Genomic DNA, 20810 nt, shown 5'->3' on the forward strand with positions numbered 1-20810 from the left:
ATTCATCCGCCGGTCGCGAAAAATCGTTGTCCACGTTCTTTTTTCTTCCATTTTCATTTTACCTTTCAAGCCACGAAAAATGCTATCGTTTTCATTTTTTGACCACAGATGCCTTCGTTTATATAAAACGATATTGGCCGGCTAGATTTTGACTCCATCAGTAATCAAAATTACAATTGTCAAACCTGAAAAAGATATACACGGATATTATACCATATAAAATATACTCGTTGTCGGACTTTTATCACGATGTAACATGTATTTTCGAAATACAATCACCAACAACCTTCTTGACTTTATTACCCCCCTAGAATAGAATATTTAAAGATATTCATTTTTAAAGAATATTTATCATAATATATCTGGAGGTAATTCTATGCTTAATAAACGATGGCAGCATCTGGTGCTGGGCGCGCTTGTTCTTCTGTTTCTCGGACTTCTTTACGCCTGGTCGATTTTCAGAGCTCCCTTGACCAAACAGTTCACATCCTGGTCGGCAACTGAAATTTCCCTGACTTTCACCATCTCGATTATCATGTTCTGCGTCGGCAGCATTCTCGGCGGTAAACTGGCCGCAAAATTTTCCAGCACCGTGATTCTGCTGATATCGGCTGCATTATTATTCATCGGCTTTTTCAGCATTTCGTTTATGTTGAACCCCGACAATCCTGGACAGAGTCTGGTTGCCCTGTATATCTTTTACGGTGGCTGTTGCGGCCTTGGTGTCGGCATCGGCTATAACGGCATCATGAGTGTCCTGATGAAATGGTTTCCCGATCGCAGCGGGTTTGCATCCGGCATCCTACTGATGGGTTTCGGTTTCGGCGGACTCGTGCTGGGCAGCCTGGTCAGTGTGCTGCAGGCTCAATTCGGACTGCCGCTGGTCTTTCGGATGATCGCCATTGCGACAGCCATCCTGCTGGGATTAAGCTCGATCGTCATCAAAGCGCCGAATGCGGATGAATCGGCGGAATTGAATCGGATGGCCGCGCTGACAAATAAAAAATCGAAAAAGCCATCAACTACTGTTCAAAACATCCCGTCATCCAGGATGCTTGCTTCCCCCATCTTCTGGATCTTTTTCATCTGGCTCGTCTGCATCAGTGCCGGCGGCCTGCTGGTTATCAACAGCGCGGCCCTGATTGCAACGGCTTTCGGTGTACCGGCAGTGATGGGTCTGATTGTCTCCATATTCAATGGTGCCGGACGCGTCATTTTTGGAACGATGTATGATAAATATGGTCGTGATCTCACCGTCACAGTTAACGCCATCACCCTTCTCCTGTCCGGAATCGCACTTTATCTGACCGCGGTAACCGGCAGTCCGGTGCTGTTGTTAATCGGCCTGCCGCTCGTCGGCCTCAGTTACGGTGGCGTTCCTGCCATCAACTCATCCACGACGCTGCGAGTCTGGGGACCTAAATACTATCCCGCCAATTTTGGCTGGGTAACCTGTAGTCTGATCCCGGCTGCTTTGGTTGGTCCGATGATCTCAAGCGCGCTGCAGGAGCAGTCGGGCGGCGCCTATAACAGCACCTTCCTGATGCTGATTGTATTTGCCATTTGCGCCTTCGGAATCGGCATCCTGCTTAATCGGCTGGCTCGTAAATCGGAACAGGAAGCCCTGCTCCTGAGCAACGCCGCCGTTTCTGAAAGCAAAAATTAAACAACGATAAAAACACGCCTTCCGATAAACTTCGCGGAAGGCGTGTTTTTATTTTGATTCTCTTCGTTTTAAAAAAATTACAGAACACTTAATCCGGCTTTAGCCACGCTCATATCTTCATCAACACTTCCGCCGCTGACTCCGATTCCGGCGATGATTTTTCCATCTTCGAAAATTGGGAATCCGCCACCGAATACAACCATTCTGCCCTTATCACAGGAAGCGATTCCAAAGAGCTGGCCTGCTTCTTTGGCCAGAGGAGCGGCCGCATCCGTACTCATTTTAAGAGCAACCGCTGTATACGCTTTATTTGCCGCAATATCCATGCTGGCCAACAAAGAGTCTTCCATGCGATTGTATAACACCATATTTCCGGCCGCATCGACAACGACAATCACCATCGGCACATCGATTTCGACTGCTTTTTTAGCAGCGGCTTCAGCCATTTTTTTCGCCATGTCCAACAATTTTCCGGTTTTAGTCATTTTTTCTTCCTCCAATTTTAATTAAATTCTTTTAATAAGTACCCGTTAAATTTCTGTTTAAACATAGGATTCAGATTTTAATAACGCAGTAACCGGGAGCTCCCGCTTTAGAAACATGTTAACGTAAATCTGCCCCTGGCATCCCTTCTTCTGATTGAATCACAATGCGCAATCCGATAAAACATATCAAAAGATTGAAACTTAAGTTTAATTTTCATCTTATTTGTTGTATAATGCCATTAACATAGCAAATGCAATATGTCGACCGTGTTGTCATGGGAAATCGGCTGCGATTTCTGAGCTTTAAATTAAGAGATTGGAGAAAAGAAAATGACCAAGATTTATGATAATTTATTTCAGTTTACCGATTATATCCAACCCTATCAGTTATCACTGCATCAATATTTACTGCTGACCGAAGAACCGATTTTAATCCATACCGGTACCGTCAGGCAGTCCAAAGCCGTGCTCCCGAAAATCAAAGAACTGCTGGGCGACAGAACGCTCAAATTTATTTTTGTCTCCCATTTTGAATCCGATGAGTGCGGCGGTCTTTCCGTTTATCTGAAATCCTTTCCAGATGTCATTACCGTTTGTTCTGAAATAACGGCCCGACAATTATGCGGTTTTGGTTATACCGGAAAAGCGATTCCCAAAAAAAACGGTGAAACCTTGATCGGTAACGATTTCGCCTTCACCTGTGTCGGATACCCGTCAGAAATCCATCTGCAGGACGGACTCCTGTTCATGGAGCATAGAAGCGGCATATTTTTCAGCAGCGATTTGATGTTTCGTTTCGGCGATGCCCATGGCCAAAAAATGGACAGCAACTGGCAGGAAGAAGTATCATCGATTGGTCTGGAGCGGGTGGCCAGTCCCGAAAGACTGTCAAGAATGAAAGCGGAGTTACTCCATTTCAGTCCTGAGTTTATTGCCGTGGGCCATGGCCCCTGCGTGAATTTGCAGTAACCGATTAACCAAACCATTAAACCGCTCCGCTTAAGTAAACGAAACCACAGTAAAAAACAACAACAAAAGGGCTCTGGCCGAATAGCGTTTAAGCTATCGGCCAGAGCCCCCTTTTTTTGACAAATAAAAAAAACTTATGCGGTTAAGCATAAGTTTTAAATATCAGTTACTAGATAACTTCAATATTTTCAGCCTGAGGTCCTTTTGGTCCCTGAGTTACGTCGAAAGTAACTTCCTGACCTTCATTCAAAGATTTGAATCCGCTTGACTGGATTTGTGAAAAATGTGCAAACACATCTTTACCATCTTCTCCTGTAATAAAACCATAACCTTTTTCCGAATTAAACCATTTAACTGTACCACGCATCGTGTGTACCTCCTAATTTTTATTTCCTAAACCCTTGTAATACGGATAACAACTACATTTCAAAATCAGGATAACACATTTAATATTAGTACCCATTAAAAAATATTTCTGTTAAAATCATTTACTACAATTTAAGCTACTCCTAATACTAGCACATATCGGCAGATAATGCAAACATATATTGAAAATAATTATCTTTCTTAAATAAATTAATCCTCATTGCCATCTAAAGCTTCACGACTGCTTCGATCATCTTGAAGGTACGGGAAAAATTTCACATCGTCTTTAATGATGTGGCCGTTGATGACGTCATCCAACATGAAGGCGAAAAACTCCGACGACTTGAGGCGCCCCTTCTGATAGCTTCGTTTGAGTTCCAGCGCCTTGACTACCAGCTCTTTATGGATTTTTGCATGAGATTTGCAATCTGGAAAACCAACCTGTTTCTGAAGCTGCTCCTCATAGTCAAAATGATCCACAATATGTTCGATCAGGTTATTCACCTGTTCTTCGACTTGGTCGTAGTCCACATCTCCCAATGACATGTAATTTATCCGGTTGGCTATCTCCAACAGTTGGCGGTGCTGGTTGTCGATGACATCGTCTCCGCTTTCCCAGGCATGGCTCCATTCAACGCGTACGAAAGCAAGCGGCAGCTTCTTCTTTTCTTCGTAGCTGACAACACAATTGCGCCCGCCTTCTTTCGCCAGATATAAGGCTTCGTCAACCCGCTTATACAGGCTGTTCATCGATTCAAGCATTTTTCTCTCGGCAACGCCAAAACTTGCGGTACATTGTCCCGCAACCGGATGAACCGTTTCTTCAATAGCCACGCGGATTTTCTCTGCTGCTTCACACGCGCCGTTTACGTCTGTTTCCGGCAGCAGGATCATGAATTCTTCACCACCCAACCGGACCAGCAAATCTGCTTTTCTCAGGTTCCTTTTGATTGTCTGCGCCGTCCGAATCAGCACCTCATCCCCGATGGGATGACCCCAGGTATCATTGACGCGTTTGAAATGATCCAGATCCGATATGATAATGGAAAGATGCAGCTGATAACGATCCGCCCGTTCCATTTCCTTTTCCATCATCGCATCCAGAAAACGCCGGTTGTTCAAACCCGTCAGCGGATCGGTCAGTGAAATATTCCGGATCTCGATTTCCGTTTTTCGGCGATTCTCAATTTCGCGGTATGAAACAAACAGAAGCGCGCAGATTAAAAACACCGGCAATGTGGCCAGCAGGGATTTTGCGATGACCAGATAAACCGGTTCAACAATAATCAGGCTCCATGGCGCTTCGTCAAAAACCGCTTTATAGATAAAATGGCCTTTCACAATCCGTGCGACATTGTTGTCTGCCTGCTTGATCTCCGTCACCCCGCTGTCCGAAATTTTCATCAGATCACTCAGCTGGGGCACCGTTTCAACAAAATCCGCCTTCTGATTTGTTGAAATCACGTAATTGCCGTCATCAATCAGATAACCTTCGTAGCTGCAATCGAGCATTTTGCTGAACCAGTCCGTTGTTAAATCGATCGAAATGACGCCCATGAAGGTATCCTGATCATAGACCGGACTGGATAATGTCACCATCGGGCCTTTTCCTGCCTGGTCAAGATATACCGGGGTCCATATCGCTTGGCGTAGCGGGTCATTCGCGGGATTTGCCTGTGAATAGAAAGCAAAATTTTTCAGGTTTTCAGTATAGGAAAATTCATTTGATGAAACCCACGGGTACATGTTGACAAACTGATTTTCACCGGTATAATAAATCCATGCACTATCCGGAAACCGTTCATAGAAGAAAGCAAAAAAATCATTGTAGCTCAGGGCCAGATTCAGGTTTTCCCTCGCCGCACCGCTTGCCGGCAAGCTTCCCAGTCCGGTGAGGTTGCCGGCTGATTTTTCAAGGGCGCTTCCCCCGATCGCATCCAGATTATAACCAGCCATATCCGCACTGGACTCAAGCAGGCTTAACAGCTCCGATTCATCGCCATTGCTGTCGCGTTTGAAATAATTATTACCGTAAATGGTCAGTGCATCCTGAAAATTCCGGCTTGGTCTGATTTGATCGTTGATTTTTGTCTGCAGGGAGTTGCCGGTATCTTCAAAATCTCGTATAAAATAGTAGTAGGAAGCCAGAAACATCAGTATGCAGGCAATGATGCCGATGACAATTGAGATTATTTTTCGTGATTTTTTCATTTCCCTGCTCCTGTCTGTATTTCAGTCGAATCATTTGATCTGCGTCAGGGCGCTTTTATTCATTTTCTCATTTTAACACAACATCAGCGTTTGCGCATTATTTATTTTAGGCCGACTGTGCTTCTGTAAAATCGTGGCTGATGCTCACAAAATAGAGCGTCAGTCACTTCAATGACGGCCACAAACCCTGCTGCTGGGCTATTCGATAAACCATAAAACCTGATTCAGCCTCAATGCATCAGCAGGCCTGATTTTAAGGGTCCGGCATGCGTTCCCAGTACCGCCGTAGATATAATCATAAATCAGCAGACGCTCATCGAAAATGCATGGCAACCCATTTCCAACCAGGGGCACCGCCCCCGCCGGACAGCCGATGCTTGCCATGATGGCACGTTTATCCGCCAGTTTCATTTCTGAAAAGCCGCACTCCTTCTTCAACTCATCAAAATTCAATCGTCCCCGCTGGGAACTGACAATCAGGACGATCAGCCCCTGCTCTGTTTCCACAATCAGGGTCGGCGTCGCCTTTCTGATGTCAAAATAACCGGCTGCATCCTTCACTGAATAAATCGGATATTCATGGTGAATGATTTCGAAATCAGCGTTGTTGTTTTTAAGATATATTTCTAACTCTTCTAATGTAAACATCTCGGCTCCTCTTTTCGTATCCAAACATCAAACCATTATATTCTATGTCGTTATTGTTTTTTCAGTTTAAACCATTAATGGACAAACCATTTTTATTATACCCTTTTTTCTGATATTCCGACAAGTAAATTGGCCCCTAAATCATCGTAATATGATGATATTTCTGAATTTTTTAATCATGATCCTCAAAAACAGATTCGCGTGCAAATGCAGAATTAACCTGCATTTTACAGTGCCTTAACAATCCTAATCAGCATTTACGGTTATAATTGATTGACATCAGAAATCGGGAGGATTTTACTTGAATCATTGTATTGTAATTAAGGACAACTGCCACGAAAGTGAGTTTTTTGAAATTCTGGATCAGAAAAAAATCCAGACGGTATTTCAGCCGATTGTATCGCTTCATGACGGAACCGTTTACGGATATGAGGCGCTCAGCCGCGGGCCGCTGAATTCGCCGCTGCACAATCCGGAGACGCTTTTCAAATGTGCCCAGCACCATGATAAACTGTGGGAGCTGGAGTTTCTATGCCGTTTAAAAGCCTTTGAAGCCGCCTCCGAAATGGAAACGGAGTTCAGGATTTTTCTCAACGTCAACCCCAATATCATGGAAGACATCAAATTCAGAAAAGGGTTTACTAAAGAATATCTAGAAAAATTTTCAATTGATCCTAAACGAATTGTCTTTGAAATCACAGAAAATGAAGCAATCAGCAATGTTTCAGATTTCATCAAAACAATCGACAACTACAAAGAACAGGACTACCGTATCGCCATTGATGATGCCGGAGCCGGCTACTCCGGCCTTAATCTCATCTCCGATATTCATCCGAACTTCATCAAACTGGATATGAAACTCGTCCGGGACATCGATAAGGATGTGACCAAACAGTCCCTCATCAGAAGCCTACATGAATTTGCCTGCTTTACGGATACCGCATTGATTGCCGAGGGAATTGAAACCAGAGAAGAACTTCAGATGCTGATTGAAATCGGGGTTCGTTATGGTCAGGGCTTTTATCTGCAACGGCCCAATTCAATGATCAATCCAATCTCGAAGGAAGTGATTGAGATAATTAAGAAAGAACACGCAAATCGTAGAAAGCTGCTCGACAACAGCGTCTTTGATGTTAAAATCGATTCCATCTGCAAATCGGTGAAAACCATCAGCCCCGATCTCCTTGTTGCACAGGTCGATGATCTGTTTAAAAAGGACGAAACCGTCTCGGGCTTTTGTGTTGTCCATCAGAACGTGCCCATCGGTGTGATTACGAGAAATTCCCTTTACAAAAAAATCAGCGGTCAATACGGGTACATTCTCTATTCCAACAAACCGGTGCGAAACATCATGGACCAGGCCTTCTTTCGCGCAGACTGCCGAGAAACCATCGATGTGGTCGGGAAAAACGCCATGCGCCGCGAATTTGATAAAGTTTATGACTTTATTGTGATTACCCGAAAAGATAAATTCTATGGGATTGTAACAGTTAAAGACTTGATGGAGAAACTCATTGAGATTGAATTTGTCTATGCCAAACACCTTAACCCCCTGTCCGAGCTGCCCGGAAATCTGATGATTGAACAGGCGCTCGAGAAATCCTTGAATGCCAAAGATAAAAAAACGATCCTCTATTTCGATCTCGACAATTTCAAAGCCTATAATGATCTCTACGGGTTTGAAAATGGCGATCAGGTTTTAAAGGACTTTGCCGAGATCCTGAAGAACAAAATCCCGCAAGATGACTTTATCGGGCACATCGGCGGCGACGATTTTGTCGCCATCGTTCCCAAAAAGAAAACGGAGCAGCTGTGCCTCAGTATCATCAGCGCATTCAATGACAATATCAGCCGTTTTTACAGTCGTGAGGATGCCGAAAAAGGATACATCACATCCAGAAACCGTAGCGACGTGGAAGAAACCTTTCCGCTGATTTCCGTCTCCATTGCCGGCGTTGCCAACGACCATAACAAAACGGTTTTTGATTTGGCTGAAACCGCGGCAAAAATAAAGAAGAAATGCAAGAAAAAACAGGGCAGCAACTACCTGCTGATCTAATCCGATTTTTAGCTAAAAAAGCCAGGCCCGGATTTTGCAATGCCACTGCAAAACCGGCCTGGCTTTCAAACTTAGATCCCATTCAATCGTTTGGACTTCTTCATGCAATTCTCAGAGCTTTTTTTTCTCTTTTCAGCTTAACGATTCGTTAGTTTAACACTTTTTACAAAGCGTTACGCTTTGACTTCGCGTTTGCTCACGATCATTGCCAGTCCCATCAGCGATAGCAGCGCTATCCCGGCAATCAGCGCATCCGCTGTAGTTGTTTCTACGCCGGTCTTCGGATTGGACGAAGCAGCATGGTGTTTTGCAAACTGTTTGCTGCAAAGCGGATCAAGATACAGGCAGGAAGCAGTAAGATCCACATTTCCGTAACACGGGTTGATGTAGATACCACCTTCACAGTCAAGTGCCTGAGCAACAACACCAGCAGTGCATAAATCGAGAATGCCGTTGTTGATGATAATATTCTGGTTTGAGAATAACGCGGCCGCTTCGCCGATATGAGAGATTGCATTCACCGCCGTAACCCCACCATTGAAGACAAGATCACCATTGTATGCGCCAATCCCGGTGCTGTAATCTTTTATGCACTCTGTTGAAACATTAATATTTCCCCCATTGATGGTCTGATTTCCAAAAGCAAAAAGACCATAGGCACTGCCTAAACCGGTATTGACTGAAGCAATATCGATATCACCACCGTTGATCGTGAGGTTGCCCGGTGTGATCGCGCCATCATCTTCTCCTGTCACGATTCCGACGGCGGTTCTGCTGCCATCATTTCCTGTTGCCGTGATGTCATAAGTGCCACTGTCAATGACCAGATTTCCGATGACACTGATACCGCCACCCTTTAAAACGTCTGTCGACTGACCGGCAGCAGCCAGCGAACCGGCGCCGCTCAGATTCATATCGCCGACAACATTGACGGCAAAGCCGGCGTTCGTTTTCAGGACATTATTGCCAAGCAGGACAAGTTTGAACGTATCCGCGACGGATACGGCATTGAGTTCTTCGCCAACGAAATTGTTTAAAGTCAGCTGGTTTGCTGCAGCATCATAGGCATAGTCAGCGCCAGTATTAGCGGCCAACACATCAATGATCATTCCATTCTGTGTCAGGCATAAATAGGAAGCTGCCTGGGTATTAACCGTTTCTGTATCAACTGCCGCTGTTTTATTCGCGGCGGCGACCGGCTGTTCTGGAACAACTGGCGTCTCAACGATTGTGTCGGCTGTAACGGCCGTTTTATCCGTTGCCGTTTGTTGTAGAACCGCTGCTGTATCCGCCGTTTTGTCAGTTGCCGCCGGTTCGGAAACAATAGCCTGATCCGTAACGACCTCATTTGTTACTAGTACAATGTTTTTATCACGCGTCGCCGTAGCGGCCGTTTCTTCACTGCCAGCAGCCAGAGCGGGGGCCGGCACAAGCATAAAAATCATCGCCAGCACCATCAACAAAGACATCCATTTTGACATTTTTTTCATTTTTCATTTTCTCCATTTCTAAATTATTACTAGATAATACACTCTCTTTTGACCGGGACCTTATTCCTCCTCTCTCGTAAAACAATTTTAAACAATGACAAAACTTTTAATTGCGAACAATATTGCTTTGATGTCGGTTTCCGCAACCAATTGTGTAACGTGTAGGCGAACAGTCGTTAGATTGTCCGCCGTACAGTGTAACAATTGGTTCGCGCAAATCAGCAGCGAAGCTCACGTTCGTTTCTTACACAAGCAAAAAACGTTTACATTTATTTTAGCGCTCTTCTGATTACGCGTCTACATATATCCACTATTAAGATAACATAGCCACTGAAGAATGTCCATAAAAAGGCGCAAAAAAGAGCTAGGACCGATTCCGCAATTTCACTTGCAAAACCGGCCTAGCTCTCAATCTCTGACATCATCCGTGTGGACTCCTTCATTTGATTTTCAAAAATCTTCTTTTTCACTTTCCAGCGTAACCATCAATTAGTTTTCGGGTCATCTTACTTTTAAAATCAGGGGTCATCGAACTCTTTTGTAGACTATCTGTTGAATGGTCCAATTACCGTCCTCGATCTGAGACTATTTCTCGTTTCCGACTGTTTAATCGGATGTGGTTTTAACAAACCGTGAGAGATTTTCTTTCTGATGCGATTCATGATTTTCAAACATTCTTCATTTAATCTTTTGTGAGGTTTCGCCCTTCTTTCAATTTCTGAGTGATTTGTTTTTTCATTCAAATCTTCCCCTATCCTTTAAAATTAAATCTTACAATTTCCAGTCAAATTTCACTTCAACCTCGGGTCTTTCATTAATTCTATCGGTGTTTTAAATGATGAATTACTTTTTAATGATCGAAATCATTCAATTCAGAAAAGGATTGAGTTGATCTTTGATTAATGCCATTATATCACCTTTGGCCCGGAAGTAAATAGATAAATTGTAAACGTTTGTATTAAATTCGTATATTAATATATACATTTTTTAAATGCCAGGTTGTCGGCAAATAACGTACCGACCAATTGTTAATCTGTTGTGTGCTTGCAATTCGTACAGGCTGTCGCCTGTTCGCCTTGATGCACACAACACGATGTAACAATTGTCGGTACTCCGTCAGTACTTTGGCAACAGTCTCACGTTATTTATAATACCTCTGTTTGCAGTGAAACGGTCTTCCCGTATCAATGTTCGTTATCACAACGGGAAGCTTTTCCATATTCAATCTTATCCAGTAAATCCTTCAGCTGAACGGTCAGCACGTCGACATTTGTTTCCAGCGAACCATCTGCCGGGGTGCAGTTGCCGTTGAAGCCGTATATTCTGCCGCTTTCCAGTTCTTTCAAGACTGCTTTGATCCCGGCAATTTCCACCGCATACTTCGCTGATACATTCAAAACTTTCTCCATTCGATTCCTCCCTGAATACGGTTAAACACTTAATAAATCACCCCCGGCATCGGGATTTTTCTTCCAATTGCCGGGGGTATGGCGGTTTATCTTGACTTTAGAATTTAATTACTTTAGGATCACCGGTAAATGATGAAATGGTTGCGACTGCATCCTGTAAATAAAAAACCTGGGTGTTGTCATCATTTGCCGAGTACATCGCCTGCAGACTTGGGTAGGCATCGAGCATGTGCTGTTTCGGTTCCACCCGATCATCTTCAACAGCAACAGCCTGGATGCGAATCCAGTTTTCGCCGGCAAATGCACAAATTTCCACGTTTGGATTTGCTTTAATCTGCTTTGAAACAGGTTTAACCTTTCCGGTCTGGATATAGAGTTTATCCTCAAAAACATCAATCGTGCCAAAAGGACGAACCCTTGGCTGATCCCCCTCTTCTGTCGCCAAAAAATAGGTTCCGCATTTTTTCAAATAATCATAAACTTCCTGCATATCATTTCCTCCTTCTATACTGATAGTTTTATTATACCACGTATGCAATCAGGAACAAGAACGATCTTGATATTTAATACCCCGGATAGCGTTTCAGATCAACGCTTTGTTCATCATCATCAGTGAGCAGATCATCGGCCATCTGGATCAGCACGTCCTTGAGTTCAACCGTTTCGATCCAGTCCTCGGGAATTTCAGCAAGCCCCCGATACAGACCGATGATGTTGCCGGTGATGGCCCCCGTGCTGTCGCTGTCCCCATCATGATTGACCGCCGCCTGCACGGCCTTTCTGAAATCATCCTGATATTTCAGGGCACAGTAGACCGAGATGGCCAGGGCCTCTTCGCCAACCCATCCCTGACCCAACAACGCAATCGCCTCATGGTCATAGGCCCCCATTTTTGAAAGCTGTTCAGCCAGCTGCAGTTTTTTCAGGCATTCCTCATGCCCGGCAAAGCCTTTCAGCATCATCATTGTTTTTGTGACTGCGGTTTCAAGATCGACGCCCTCGATCAGGGCATCGATCAGATACGCCAGAGCGCCGGCGGAGAGGTATCCTGACGGATGGCCATGGGTCAGCGCCGCGAATTCCGCCGCCAGCCGAAACGCATCGTCTCGCCGATAAAACAGACCAACCGGTGCCGAACGCATCACACCGCCGCAGCCTTTGCTGGTGTTGATCGGTGCCTCAATGGTGCCGCGTTCTTCGCTTCTGAGCGCGGTTAAACAGGAAACCCCCGGCGCCCGTTGGGCATGAAGTTCCGGTATTTCAAGGAGCCATCCGTCATAAATCCATTCGTATTCCGGCAGTCGCGGATAACCCTGAGTCAGCAGCCAGCGCTGGTAGGCGTGATAGACAACCAGTGTTGGCTGGCACAGCCCCTTTGTCAGCATTCTGGTTTTCGCTCTCAGAATTCCCTCGGCGGTAAAGAGCGTCAACTGGGTGTCATCGGTGATCAGCGCTTTTCCGGATTGCGAAACCACCAGATCCCCGATGCCGTCGGGCCCGTATTGGCTGATGATTTCATCCCGCGTCAGAAACTCCACCGGCGCACCGAGGGCATCGCCGATGGCGCCGCCGACAAGGCAACCCCTGAAAAAATCCGGTTCTCTTTTGATCATGACTTTTCCTCCCATCCAACTGTGCATCTGTATCAGACAATTACGAAACTCTAAACACCGAACAATTGTTGCTTTGCAAGTAGTTTCCACAACCAATTTTGTAACGTGTAGGCGAACAGTTCAACGAACTGTCCGCCGTACAGTGTAAAAATTGGTTCGTGCGAAACTGCTCGCAAAGCTCACATAACTTTCGTGATTGCCTATCAATCTATTAATCCTTTGATGAACATTTCCACCAGATCCGGATCAAACTGGGCATTGGCGCCCTGCCGCAGGGCGGCAATGGCTTCATCCCTGCTGATGGCTTCTTTATAAGGGCGTCCATGAGTCATGGCATCGTAGGCGTCGGCGATCGCGATGATGCGGGACTGGTAGGGTATTTCTCTCCCTTTGAGGCCTTTGGGATAGCCCGTGCCGTCATAGCGTTCATGGTGGGACAGGATGATCGTGGCCAGCGATGCGTAATTGCTGATGGTGCTCAGAATGCTGTAGCTGACTTCCGGATGCCGTTCAATTTCACACCAGTCATCCGCATTCAGATAACCGTCTTTGTTGAGCACATCACAGCTGATGGCAATCTTGCCGATGTCGTGAAGATTGCCGGCCATGATCAGTTCATTGACTTCTTCGTCGGTCAGTCCGATTGTTTTGCCCGTCATTCCGCTCAAGTCGCCCACATTTTCAGCATGCTCCTGCTCTCTCGGGAATTTCTCGTAAAGCGTCTTCACGATAAAGAGGATGGCTTCGTTTCTGGTGCTATTACGCTCGGTCACTTTATGCCGGTACATTTTCTTTTCAGCCGCTTTAAAAACATCGTTGATGTCCTGATCCGGCCGCGTTTTGATTTCCCATCCGCTGGAGATTGAAACACTGCCGGTTTCAATTGTTTGTGCCGCCAGGTTGTCGGCAATCTGTTTGACGATCTGCTTCACCCGTGCTTTGTCCGTTTTCGGCAGCAGGATCACGAATTCATCCCCGCCGACGCGTGAAATAATGTCTTCATCCCGACAGACGCGTTTCATGGTGTCGGCCACCGTTTTGAGCAGTTTATCCCCGACCTGATGCCCGAAAGCATCATTGGTCAGTTTCAAACCGTTGACGTCTGAGACGATCAGCGCCAACGGCAAATTTCTGACTGTGTCCAACCGCTCCAATTCGGCTTCGAAAAAGCGGCGGTTGTAAAGGCCGGTCATATGATCGTGGAAACTCAGGTATTCGATTTCCGCTTCCTTTGCCCGGCTGACGGTCATATCCCGGAATACGACAACAACGCCAATCGTTTTGCCGGCGTCATCTTTGATCGGGCAGGCACTGTCCTCGATGGGAATCTCCCGGCCGGATTTTGCGATCAGCAGGGTATGATTGGTCAGGTTACACAGGCCCCGGTTTCAAGCACGCGTAGAACCGGGCTTTCGGAATATTCACCTGTTTCCTCATTGATCATTCTCAGGATCTCTTCTGAATAGTGCCCTGAAGCCTCTTCAAGTGACCATCCCGTGATTTTTTCTGCCGCTCTGTTGAGCAGCGTAATCCGGTTGTAAATGTCGGTGGCGATCACACCGTCGCCGATTGAAAACAGCGTTGTCTTGAACTGCTCCTTTTCAAGTTCAATCTTTCTTTCCATTTTTTTTCGTACGGTGATGTCCTCAACGATGCCGATGCCGCCGTTGACCTGGCCTTTTTCATTATACTGCGGCTCATACACCGCCCGCAGGTAGGTTTTCTTGTTTCCCAGGATCGAATGATACGCTTTTTCAATTTCAACGGCTTCGCCGCCGATCGCTCTTTCAGCGGCGTTTCTGAATTCCGGATCGGCAATCGTGAAAGCATTGTAGCCGATCAGTCGTTCTTTCTTTGTCCCGATGATCTGGGCAAACTGTTCATTGCAGTTCACCAGCGTTCCTTGATTGTCAAATTGAAGAATCCCGATCGGCACATGCCTAAAAATCCGTTCATAAATTTCTTTTTCCTGTTGCAGCTTGATCTCCGCCTGTTTTTGATAGGTATAATCCGAAACGCCGACGGTAAAGTGCGGGAATTTTACGTTCTCCATCAGGTAATTGACTTCGGCCAGGAAAAAGCGCTCGTCCCCGGGAATCCGGGATGCGTATTCGACGAACTGTTTCTTGCCGGATTGAGCGGCCATCTGAAAGGCCGAAGTAAAACACTCAGCCAGCTCCTGATCATAAATATCGCTAACCGTTTTTCCAAGCAGCTCGGCTCGGGGAACAAAAAGCAGCGCTTCATTTTTGGTAATCACCTCGGTAAAGCGATAATCCATATCCAGTTCAAAAACAATTTCATAAAGCGATTTCAGCAATGCTTTTTTTTGTTCCATCTACCCCTACCTCCCTCGTCGATCATTCGGACTATAAGAAACTGCTGCGCTTCACTGCCAGTTTACACAAACCTGTATTTTCACTTTTATCTTATCATACCCTCTAAATCATGCCGTCAAACAAAAAAACGGGGGTTTTTACCCCCCATTAAACAAACATTTTTCCATCAGCATCAGGCTTTTCCGCTCATGCTTCGTTTCTTCTGAGTACGATAACGGTTGCTGTTTTGTTCCGGCAGTCCTGTTTCAGTTGACGGCAGACCACCGCGACGGCGGCGGGATTCAGTCCGGCAAAGCCCGCATCGACAACAATCAGCAGCGGTTGCTGCAGCCGGGCAGCGGCATACTCGAGCAAGACATATTCCGCATCCGACAGATCCTTGACCCGGGTTTTCAGTTTGTCCCCCAGTCCGATGCGTCCGGCGGCCAGCTTCACCCGGATGTTTCTGTCACTGATTTTCTTGGCCGAAGGCAGGGAAGCCTTCAGAATGTCACGAACGCGTTGCTTCCCGGTGCGGCGGTTCGGATCGAGAAACATGAAGGCATATTCCCGGCGAATCAGCTCTTTCATTTCATCTTTTTTTGCGGATTCAAACTTTCGGCGGTTGAAAAACAGCACCTCATCACTTGCGAGTTTATTGCCGGTGATCATGGCAAGAAATGCGTTTCGCTGATTCAGCGATGACAGGACCTTTTCATAGCAGGTGTGCTTCTCAAGAGAAAACAGTTTCTGCTTCCCTTTTCGGATCCGCAGCAGCGAAAAATCCTGAAAGCTGTCGAGGCTTTTGCCCGTCTTTCTGAATACTTCCAGCATCGTCAGCGTCATCTCATTCACCAGGGCAAAATCCGCCACTGTGAAAAAGCCGTCTTGCTTGTTGATCAGTTCCAGCGCCCCGAAAACTTCCGTTTCGTCAATGCCGAGCGGTACGACAATACCGGAGCTGAGCGCATCACCGGCAGCGCGGCCGACTTGCGCAAACGGCACTTCGGTCCGGCTGGCATCTTTAACAAATAGCGGCAGTCCCTCAAAGACGCACTGGGAAGCCAGGCCGCTTCCGTTTCGCAGTTTCAGCTGATAGAACCGGTCGGCAGACGGGCTCTTGACGATCACGGGGTAGATGTATGCCCCTTCCCGGTCACTATCTTTCAGCCAGAGAATCGCTTCCTGCGCCTGTGTCACCATCAGGACTTCATCGAGCGTGGTGCTGAATAGCCGCGGTGCCGAGGTGCTTGCTTCAATCTTCTCCTGGAACCGCTGGACGCACTCGTCGTAGCCGAGGCGTTTTTCCCCGGCGAAGTCGCGAAACAGCTGGGATTTCAGCCGGTTGGTGGTTTCCCGAATGACCCGGGTACCTTCCAGATTTCCGAATTCATCAAAATTCACCTCGGCAAAGCCGTGGATGTTGATGATGCTGCGGGTCGCATAGCGGTTGATCGGAGCGGTCCGGCTGATATAGGAAACATAGCTGGCCCTCCGGGTGGGATCGTCAGCGTGAACGATGTATTCGAACCGGTCTGTTTTCAGCGCTTCCTTCTGGGCCTCGGTCATGGTGTACCAGCAGTAGGGCTGGGCGTTGACGCAGTAGGCATTGACATCCTCATCAAGACGGTTGATGAAAACATAGGTGGCCAGATTTCCGCCCTTTGAATGCCCCAGGATGTTGCGTTCGCCAGTAATCCCCTGCATCTGGGCGTCGTAAAAATCCAGCGCCTTCTGATGATGCCGGGTTATTTTTCCGATCGACGCCACCATGCAGCCGGCCCAGTCCAGTACCATGCTGGATGGGTACATGAATTCACAGCCGCTGAAGGAAACAGTGGCATTACCGTCGCTGTCCGCAAAGGCAAATCCGACGAAGCTGGTTTTACGGTGATCGGCGGTATTCCCGTAAAGGCCATAGTTGTCGTTGACATAGCCGGTGATGACGACGTCATCGAGGTTTTCGCTGGTGGCATAGATTCTCCTGAAAACCGCCTGCCTTGCCTTGATGTATTTTTGCCCCCGTTTCGAGCGGCTGATGAATGCCGGATAGGCGGAGTAACTGCACTGATCGATCAGGTCGATGTAAACGTCCAGCTTCATCGGTGTTTGCGGCGATATGCTGTTTCTGGATGCTGGCGGCAGATGAAAATAGGCCATTTCCAGCAGCAGGTATTTTTCAACATCCAGTAGATTGTTCATTTTCAGACTCATGATAATTTCCTTTCCCGACAGTTCAGTTTCGAGTCACTACATCTATTTACAGGGTCTGTTCAAAAATATCGAGCAGCACCAGTTCCATTTTTCTGCGGTTGTTTGCGCAGCGCTCGATGAAATATCGGTTCCGGGCCAGGGCATACAGAATCGCCACCCGGAAATCAATGACATCTGCGATGATTTTGCCGGTATGGACATTGATCCATTCGCTTCCATTTGTCCGGACGTGGGGAAACAGCCGGGTGGCATCATAGATGTGCCGGGACTGAATGATATTGGCGCCCGGACTGCCGCCGGTTCGTTGTTTCGTCTTGGCGTTTCTGATATGAAACAGATCAAGGTAACGATAATAATCCACCTGAGCACCGGGACTGCCTCCGGGACGAGCGACAGTCTGGGTATAGAACACGCTGTCAGCGGCGTTCAAATGAATATTGACGTCGTTATCACTGTCAACCTGCGCTGACTGGGTCATTCCGTTCTGATCCCGGTAACGGTTGGGAATCAGTGCCATTCTGGCTGTGGCATTCCCCGTCATCGCAACCGCGTACAAGTCGTATTTGAGATCCTCTCGGATCAGACTGATGACCGTATCCATATTGGCCAGCGCATTTTTGACAATCTCTTTTTTCTTTACGGGTTCGGTCGTTAAAAAACAGCTGACGTGATGCATCACATAGTTGTATTCGTGGATCATCTCTTTCCTGCTCATGACATCCGGCTGATCGTCATAGCCGGCATCCGACGCCCGGTTTGTTCCGGCTTCCGGCCGGAGCGGTTTTCTTCGGGATAATAAATGAAGGTATTGAACGCTGAGTTTTTGATACAGCATGCTCATCAGGGGATAATAGACCCGGCTCTGGAGATAGGATTTGTCAAATGACAAGTCATGGAGTTCGGCATAGGCCGTTACATAGTCATTTTTGTAGAGGCAGGCGCTGATATTCAGCAGATTGTCGATATAGGCATAATGATGCCCGCCGTCATCATAGATGGCGTCGGTTCGTTTTCTGCTGTTGTCATTATAAAACCGGATCAGTTTATTCACTGCTTCCCGCATGAACCGGGCCGACATGATTCTTTTGTGGCGGCTGCAGACATGATACTGATTGTCCCGGATGTCATGAATCCGGGCGACACTTCTGTTTTTGCACCCTTTGTAATCGCAGTAATGCAGGACGCCTTTCAGTTTGCGCGCTTTTGATACCGTAACCGCTGTTCTTTTCCCCATTTTCTACCCCGTCATTTTCCGATCATTGCTACCCTTTCCGTTTTGCTCACTTGTTTATATTATACAGGATAAACATAAATTTAGCATTGATATTATGAAAATCATTGAAATGCGTTCCCGATGTTGACAAAATAGCGATCCGGTTTTATACTATACCCATACCCCCATAGGTATTAAGGAGGCATCATGATGAATGCAAAACAAATAACCGATTTGAAAACACTGGCTCTGATTCTGTCCGGCAGTGGCCTGCTTGTGAGTCTGTTGATAAAAAACCTGCTCGTCGAGCCGGCCTGGATTGCGGTCATGCTTTGCGGCGTTCCGATCGTCATCGGTGCCGTAACCGGCCTGATCAGAGACCATGATATTACAGCGGATGTGCTGGTTGCGATGGCTCTGCTCGCCGCCGTTGCCATCGGCGAGATTTTTGCCGCCGGCGAAGTCGCCCTGATCATGCAGCTGGGCGCCAGTCTTGAAGAACGGACGGTTGAAAAAGCCCGAGCCGGCATCGAGAAGCTGGTTCGGCTCAAACCCCAGACGGCACGCATCATCCGAAACGACGGTTCCGAAGCCACGGTAGCAACCGAGGCGGTTGCCTGTGGCGACCGCCTGCGGGTCAACCCCGGCGAAACCATCCCTGTTGACGGCGTGATCATTTCCGGACATACCTCGGTCAATCAGGCCGTCATGACCGGCGAATCGCTGCCGGTTGACAAAAAAGCCGGCGACGAAGTCGCCTCCGGAACCGTGAACCAGTTCGGCAGTTTCGAAATGACGGCCGCCCGAGTCGGTGAAGACAGCTCCCTGCAGCGGATGATCCGGCTGGTGGAATCGGCCGATGCGGGAAAATCCCAAGTCGTCTCGCTGGCCGACCGATGGGCTGTCTGGATCGTCGTGATTGCCCTGGCTTCAGCCGCTGCCACCTGGCTTGTCACCGGTGAAATCATCCGCGCCGTGACGATCCTGGTCGTCTTCTGTCCCTGCTCCCTGGTCCTGGCCACGCCCACAGCGATCATGGCTGCCATCGGAAACGTCTCAAAAAAGGGCATTCTGGTCCGGGACGGCGGCGCCCTGGAACGGCTGTCCGGCGTGAGCCGCATCGCGTTCGACAAAACCGGCACGTTGACCATCGGCCGGCCGGATGTGATCGGGATTGAAGCACTGGATGCCGGCTGGACCGCGGATGCCATTCTCCGGGTGACCGCATCCGTCGAGCAGTATTCGGAACACCCGCTCGGAAAGGCCATCGTGGCATCATACCCTGGCGAAAAACGGCCGGTGACGGATTTCATGATTGAACCCGGCATCGGCGTCAGCGGTCAGCTGGCCGCTCAGACCATCAGCGCCGGCAATCTGGAAAGCCTGAACACGACACTGACCGCAGCCGAGCAAGACAAAATCAGTCCCTACCTATCTGAGGGAGCTTCAATAATCTATGTCCAGGCGGATAAAAAACTGGTCGGATTCATCGCCCTGGCCGACACCATCCGAACCGCAACGCCCGCGGTGATCAGCCAGTTGAAAAAATTGGCAACGCCGGTTCTGCTGACCGGCGACCACGCCGCTGCGGCCGGCCATATCGCCAGCCTCAGCCGGATCGACGACATCGTTGCCGACTGCCGACCCGAGGACAAACTGGCTTATATCAAAAAACAGCAGGCCGCCGGCACGGACGTCTGCATGATCGGGGACGGCGTCAATGATGCGCCGGCGCTGAAGTTGGCTGCCGTCGGCATCGCCATGGGCGGCGTGGGCAGCGACATCGCCATCGATGCCGCCGACATCGTGCTGGTCAGCGACAGCGTCGAAGCCCTGCCGCACCTGTTTGCCCTGTCAAAACAGATGATGCGGGTGATCACCTTCAACCTGTCCTTCTCGATGCTGCTGAATTTTCTCGCCATCACCCTGGCCATCATCGGCATCCTGAACCCCGTCATCGGCGCCCTCGTGCACAACGCCGGATCGGTGTTTGTCATCGTCAATTCCGCCCTGCTGCTGAACTGGCACGAACGACCATCCCCAGCATCTTCAGAAACCCCCGCTTCAGCCTGCCAGCAACTGGATAACTGATTTACAATTGGTCAGTACCTTGTTCACTGTCAGGCTTAGAAAACGCTGCAGTACCGAC

16 protein-coding genes are annotated in these 20810 nt (G+C 47.8%); 4 read left to right on the top strand and 12 right to left on the bottom strand.

Annotated elements, in window-relative coordinates; translation table 11 throughout:
- Window positions 1–376: 376 nt before the first annotated feature.
- Window positions 377–1666 (top strand): MFS transporter, encoded by a 1290-nt coding sequence (locus GH808_RS00390; RefSeq protein WP_186840822.1) that lies wholly within the window; start codon window positions 377–379, stop codon window positions 1664–1666.
- Between the two features lie 77 nt (window positions 1667–1743).
- On the opposite strand, the gene GH808_RS00395 is transcribed toward GH808_RS00390, so the two are convergent.
- Window positions 1744–2151: a GlcG/HbpS family heme-binding protein gene (locus tag GH808_RS00395; protein ID WP_186840823.1), complete on the bottom strand. Its 408-nt coding sequence runs from the start codon at window positions 2149–2151 to the stop codon at window positions 1744–1746.
- 330 nt (window positions 2152–2481) lie between these two features.
- Here GH808_RS00395 and GH808_RS00400 point away from each other — a divergent pair, with 330 nt between their 5' ends.
- Window positions 2482–3120, top strand: coding sequence for an oxygen-binding di-iron domain-containing protein (locus tag GH808_RS00400; RefSeq protein WP_186840824.1), 639 nt, complete (start codon window positions 2482–2484; stop codon window positions 3118–3120).
- A gap of 169 nt (window positions 3121–3289) precedes the next feature.
- On the opposite strand, the gene GH808_RS00405 is transcribed toward GH808_RS00400, so the two are convergent.
- The 3 genes from GH808_RS00405 to GH808_RS00415 form a co-directional block, all read right to left on the bottom strand.
- Entirely contained in the window at window positions 3290–3487 is a 198-nt protein-coding gene (locus GH808_RS00405; RefSeq protein WP_186840825.1) for a cold-shock protein, read from the bottom strand.
- A 209-nt stretch (window positions 3488–3696) separates the two neighbouring features.
- Entirely contained in the window at window positions 3697–5697 is a 2001-nt protein-coding gene (locus tag GH808_RS00410; RefSeq protein ID WP_186840826.1) for a diguanylate cyclase, read from the bottom strand.
- Window positions 5698–5895: 198 nt separating this feature from the next.
- Complete coding sequence (locus GH808_RS00415; protein WP_186840827.1) at window positions 5896–6345, bottom strand: aminoacyl-tRNA deacylase; 450 nt, start codon at window positions 6343–6345, stop codon at window positions 5896–5898.
- Window positions 6346–6646: 301 nt separating this feature from the next.
- Here GH808_RS00415 and GH808_RS00420 point away from each other — a divergent pair, with 301 nt between their 5' ends.
- Window positions 6647–8404: a GGDEF domain-containing protein gene (locus GH808_RS00420; RefSeq protein WP_186840828.1), complete on the top strand. Its 1758-nt coding sequence runs from the start codon at window positions 6647–6649 to the stop codon at window positions 8402–8404.
- 173 nt (window positions 8405–8577) lie between these two features.
- On the opposite strand, the gene GH808_RS00425 is transcribed toward GH808_RS00420, so the two are convergent.
- The 8 genes from GH808_RS00425 to GH808_RS00460 form a co-directional block, all read right to left on the bottom strand.
- Window positions 8578–9894 (bottom strand): LPXTG cell wall anchor domain-containing protein, encoded by a 1317-nt coding sequence (locus GH808_RS00425; protein ID WP_186840829.1) that lies wholly within the window; start codon window positions 9892–9894, stop codon window positions 8578–8580.
- A 1184-nt stretch (window positions 9895–11078) separates the two neighbouring features.
- The gene (locus GH808_RS00430) at window positions 11079–11303 is read right to left on the bottom strand and encodes a hypothetical protein (protein ID WP_186840830.1); all 225 of its coding nucleotides are present in this window, start codon (window positions 11301–11303) and stop codon (window positions 11079–11081) included.
- Window positions 11304–11400: 97 nt separating this feature from the next.
- The gene (locus GH808_RS00435) at window positions 11401–11793 is read right to left on the bottom strand and encodes a pyridoxamine 5'-phosphate oxidase family protein (RefSeq protein WP_186840831.1); all 393 of its coding nucleotides are present in this window, start codon (window positions 11791–11793) and stop codon (window positions 11401–11403) included.
- Between the two features lie 73 nt (window positions 11794–11866).
- Window positions 11867–12916, bottom strand: coding sequence for an ADP-ribosylglycohydrolase family protein (locus GH808_RS00440; protein WP_186840832.1), 1050 nt, complete (start codon window positions 12914–12916; stop codon window positions 11867–11869).
- A gap of 203 nt (window positions 12917–13119) precedes the next feature.
- The gene (locus tag GH808_RS00445; RefSeq protein ID WP_186840833.1) at window positions 13120–14166 is read right to left on the bottom strand and encodes an HD-GYP domain-containing protein; all 1047 of its coding nucleotides are present in this window, start codon (window positions 14164–14166) and stop codon (window positions 13120–13122) included.
- 116 nt (window positions 14167–14282) lie between these two features.
- Window positions 14283–15254 (bottom strand): PAS domain S-box protein, encoded by a 972-nt coding sequence (locus GH808_RS00450; RefSeq protein ID WP_186840834.1) that lies wholly within the window; start codon window positions 15252–15254, stop codon window positions 14283–14285.
- A 187-nt stretch (window positions 15255–15441) separates the two neighbouring features.
- Complete coding sequence (locus GH808_RS00455; protein ID WP_186840835.1) at window positions 15442–17448, bottom strand: GAF domain-containing protein; 2007 nt, start codon at window positions 17446–17448, stop codon at window positions 15442–15444.
- A 46-nt stretch (window positions 17449–17494) separates the two neighbouring features.
- Window positions 17495–18682 carry a DUF6710 family protein gene (locus tag GH808_RS00460; protein WP_186840836.1) on the bottom strand — a complete coding sequence of 396 codons (1188 nt, stop codon included), beginning with the start codon at window positions 18680–18682 and terminating at the stop codon, window positions 17495–17497.
- A 186-nt stretch (window positions 18683–18868) separates the two neighbouring features.
- Between GH808_RS00460 and GH808_RS00465 the strand changes: the two genes are divergently transcribed.
- On the top strand, window positions 18869–20752 hold the full coding sequence (locus tag GH808_RS00465; protein WP_186840837.1) for a heavy metal translocating P-type ATPase: 1884 nt from the start codon (window positions 18869–18871) through the stop codon (window positions 20750–20752).
- Window positions 20753–20810 lie beyond the last annotated feature (58 nt).

The organism is Acetobacterium fimetarium (assembly GCF_014284475.1).
Lineage (GTDB): Bacteria > Bacillota > Clostridia > Eubacteriales > Eubacteriaceae > Acetobacterium > Acetobacterium fimetarium.

Excerpts from the sequence above, each read along its gene's own strand:
- GH808_RS00390 (WP_186840822.1), top strand. The coding sequence starts at position 377 with ATGCTTAATAAACGATGGCAGCATCTGGTGCTGGGCGCGCTTGTTCTT.
- GH808_RS00395 (WP_186840823.1), bottom strand. The coding sequence starts at position 2,151 with ATGACTAAAACCGGAAAATTGTTGGACATGGCGAAAAAAATGGCTGAA.
- GH808_RS00400 (WP_186840824.1), top strand. The coding sequence starts at position 2,482 with ATGACCAAGATTTATGATAATTTATTTCAGTTTACCGATTATATCCAA.
- GH808_RS00405 (WP_186840825.1), bottom strand. The coding sequence starts at position 3,487 with ATGCGTGGTACAGTTAAATGGTTTAATTCGGAAAAAGGTTATGGTTTT.
- GH808_RS00410 (WP_186840826.1), bottom strand. The coding sequence starts at position 5,697 with ATGAAAAAATCACGAAAAATAATCTCAATTGTCATCGGCATCATTGCC.
- GH808_RS00415 (WP_186840827.1), bottom strand. The coding sequence starts at position 6,345 with ATGTTTACATTAGAAGAGTTAGAAATATATCTTAAAAACAACAACGCT.
- GH808_RS00425 (WP_186840829.1), bottom strand. The coding sequence starts at position 9,894 with ATGAAAAAAATGTCAAAATGGATGTCTTTGTTGATGGTGCTGGCGATG.
- GH808_RS00430 (WP_186840830.1), bottom strand. The coding sequence starts at position 11,303 with ATGGAGAAAGTTTTGAATGTATCAGCGAAGTATGCGGTGGAAATTGCC.
- GH808_RS00435 (WP_186840831.1), bottom strand. The coding sequence starts at position 11,793 with ATGCAGGAAGTTTATGATTATTTGAAAAAATGCGGAACCTATTTTTTG.
- GH808_RS00440 (WP_186840832.1), bottom strand. The coding sequence starts at position 12,916 with ATGATCAAAAGAGAACCGGATTTTTTCAGGGGTTGCCTTGTCGGCGGC.
- GH808_RS00445 (WP_186840833.1), bottom strand. The coding sequence starts at position 14,166 with ATGACCGTCAGCCGGGCAAAGGAAGCGGAAATCGAATACCTGAGTTTC.
- GH808_RS00450 (WP_186840834.1), bottom strand. The coding sequence starts at position 15,254 with ATGGAACAAAAAAAAGCATTGCTGAAATCGCTTTATGAAATTGTTTTT.
- GH808_RS00455 (WP_186840835.1), bottom strand. The coding sequence starts at position 17,448 with ATGAGTCTGAAAATGAACAATCTACTGGATGTTGAAAAATACCTGCTG.
- GH808_RS00460 (WP_186840836.1), bottom strand. The coding sequence starts at position 18,682 with ATGGGGAAAAGAACAGCGGTTACGGTATCAAAAGCGCGCAAACTGAAA.
- GH808_RS00465 (WP_186840837.1), top strand. The coding sequence starts at position 18,869 with ATGATGAATGCAAAACAAATAACCGATTTGAAAACACTGGCTCTGATT.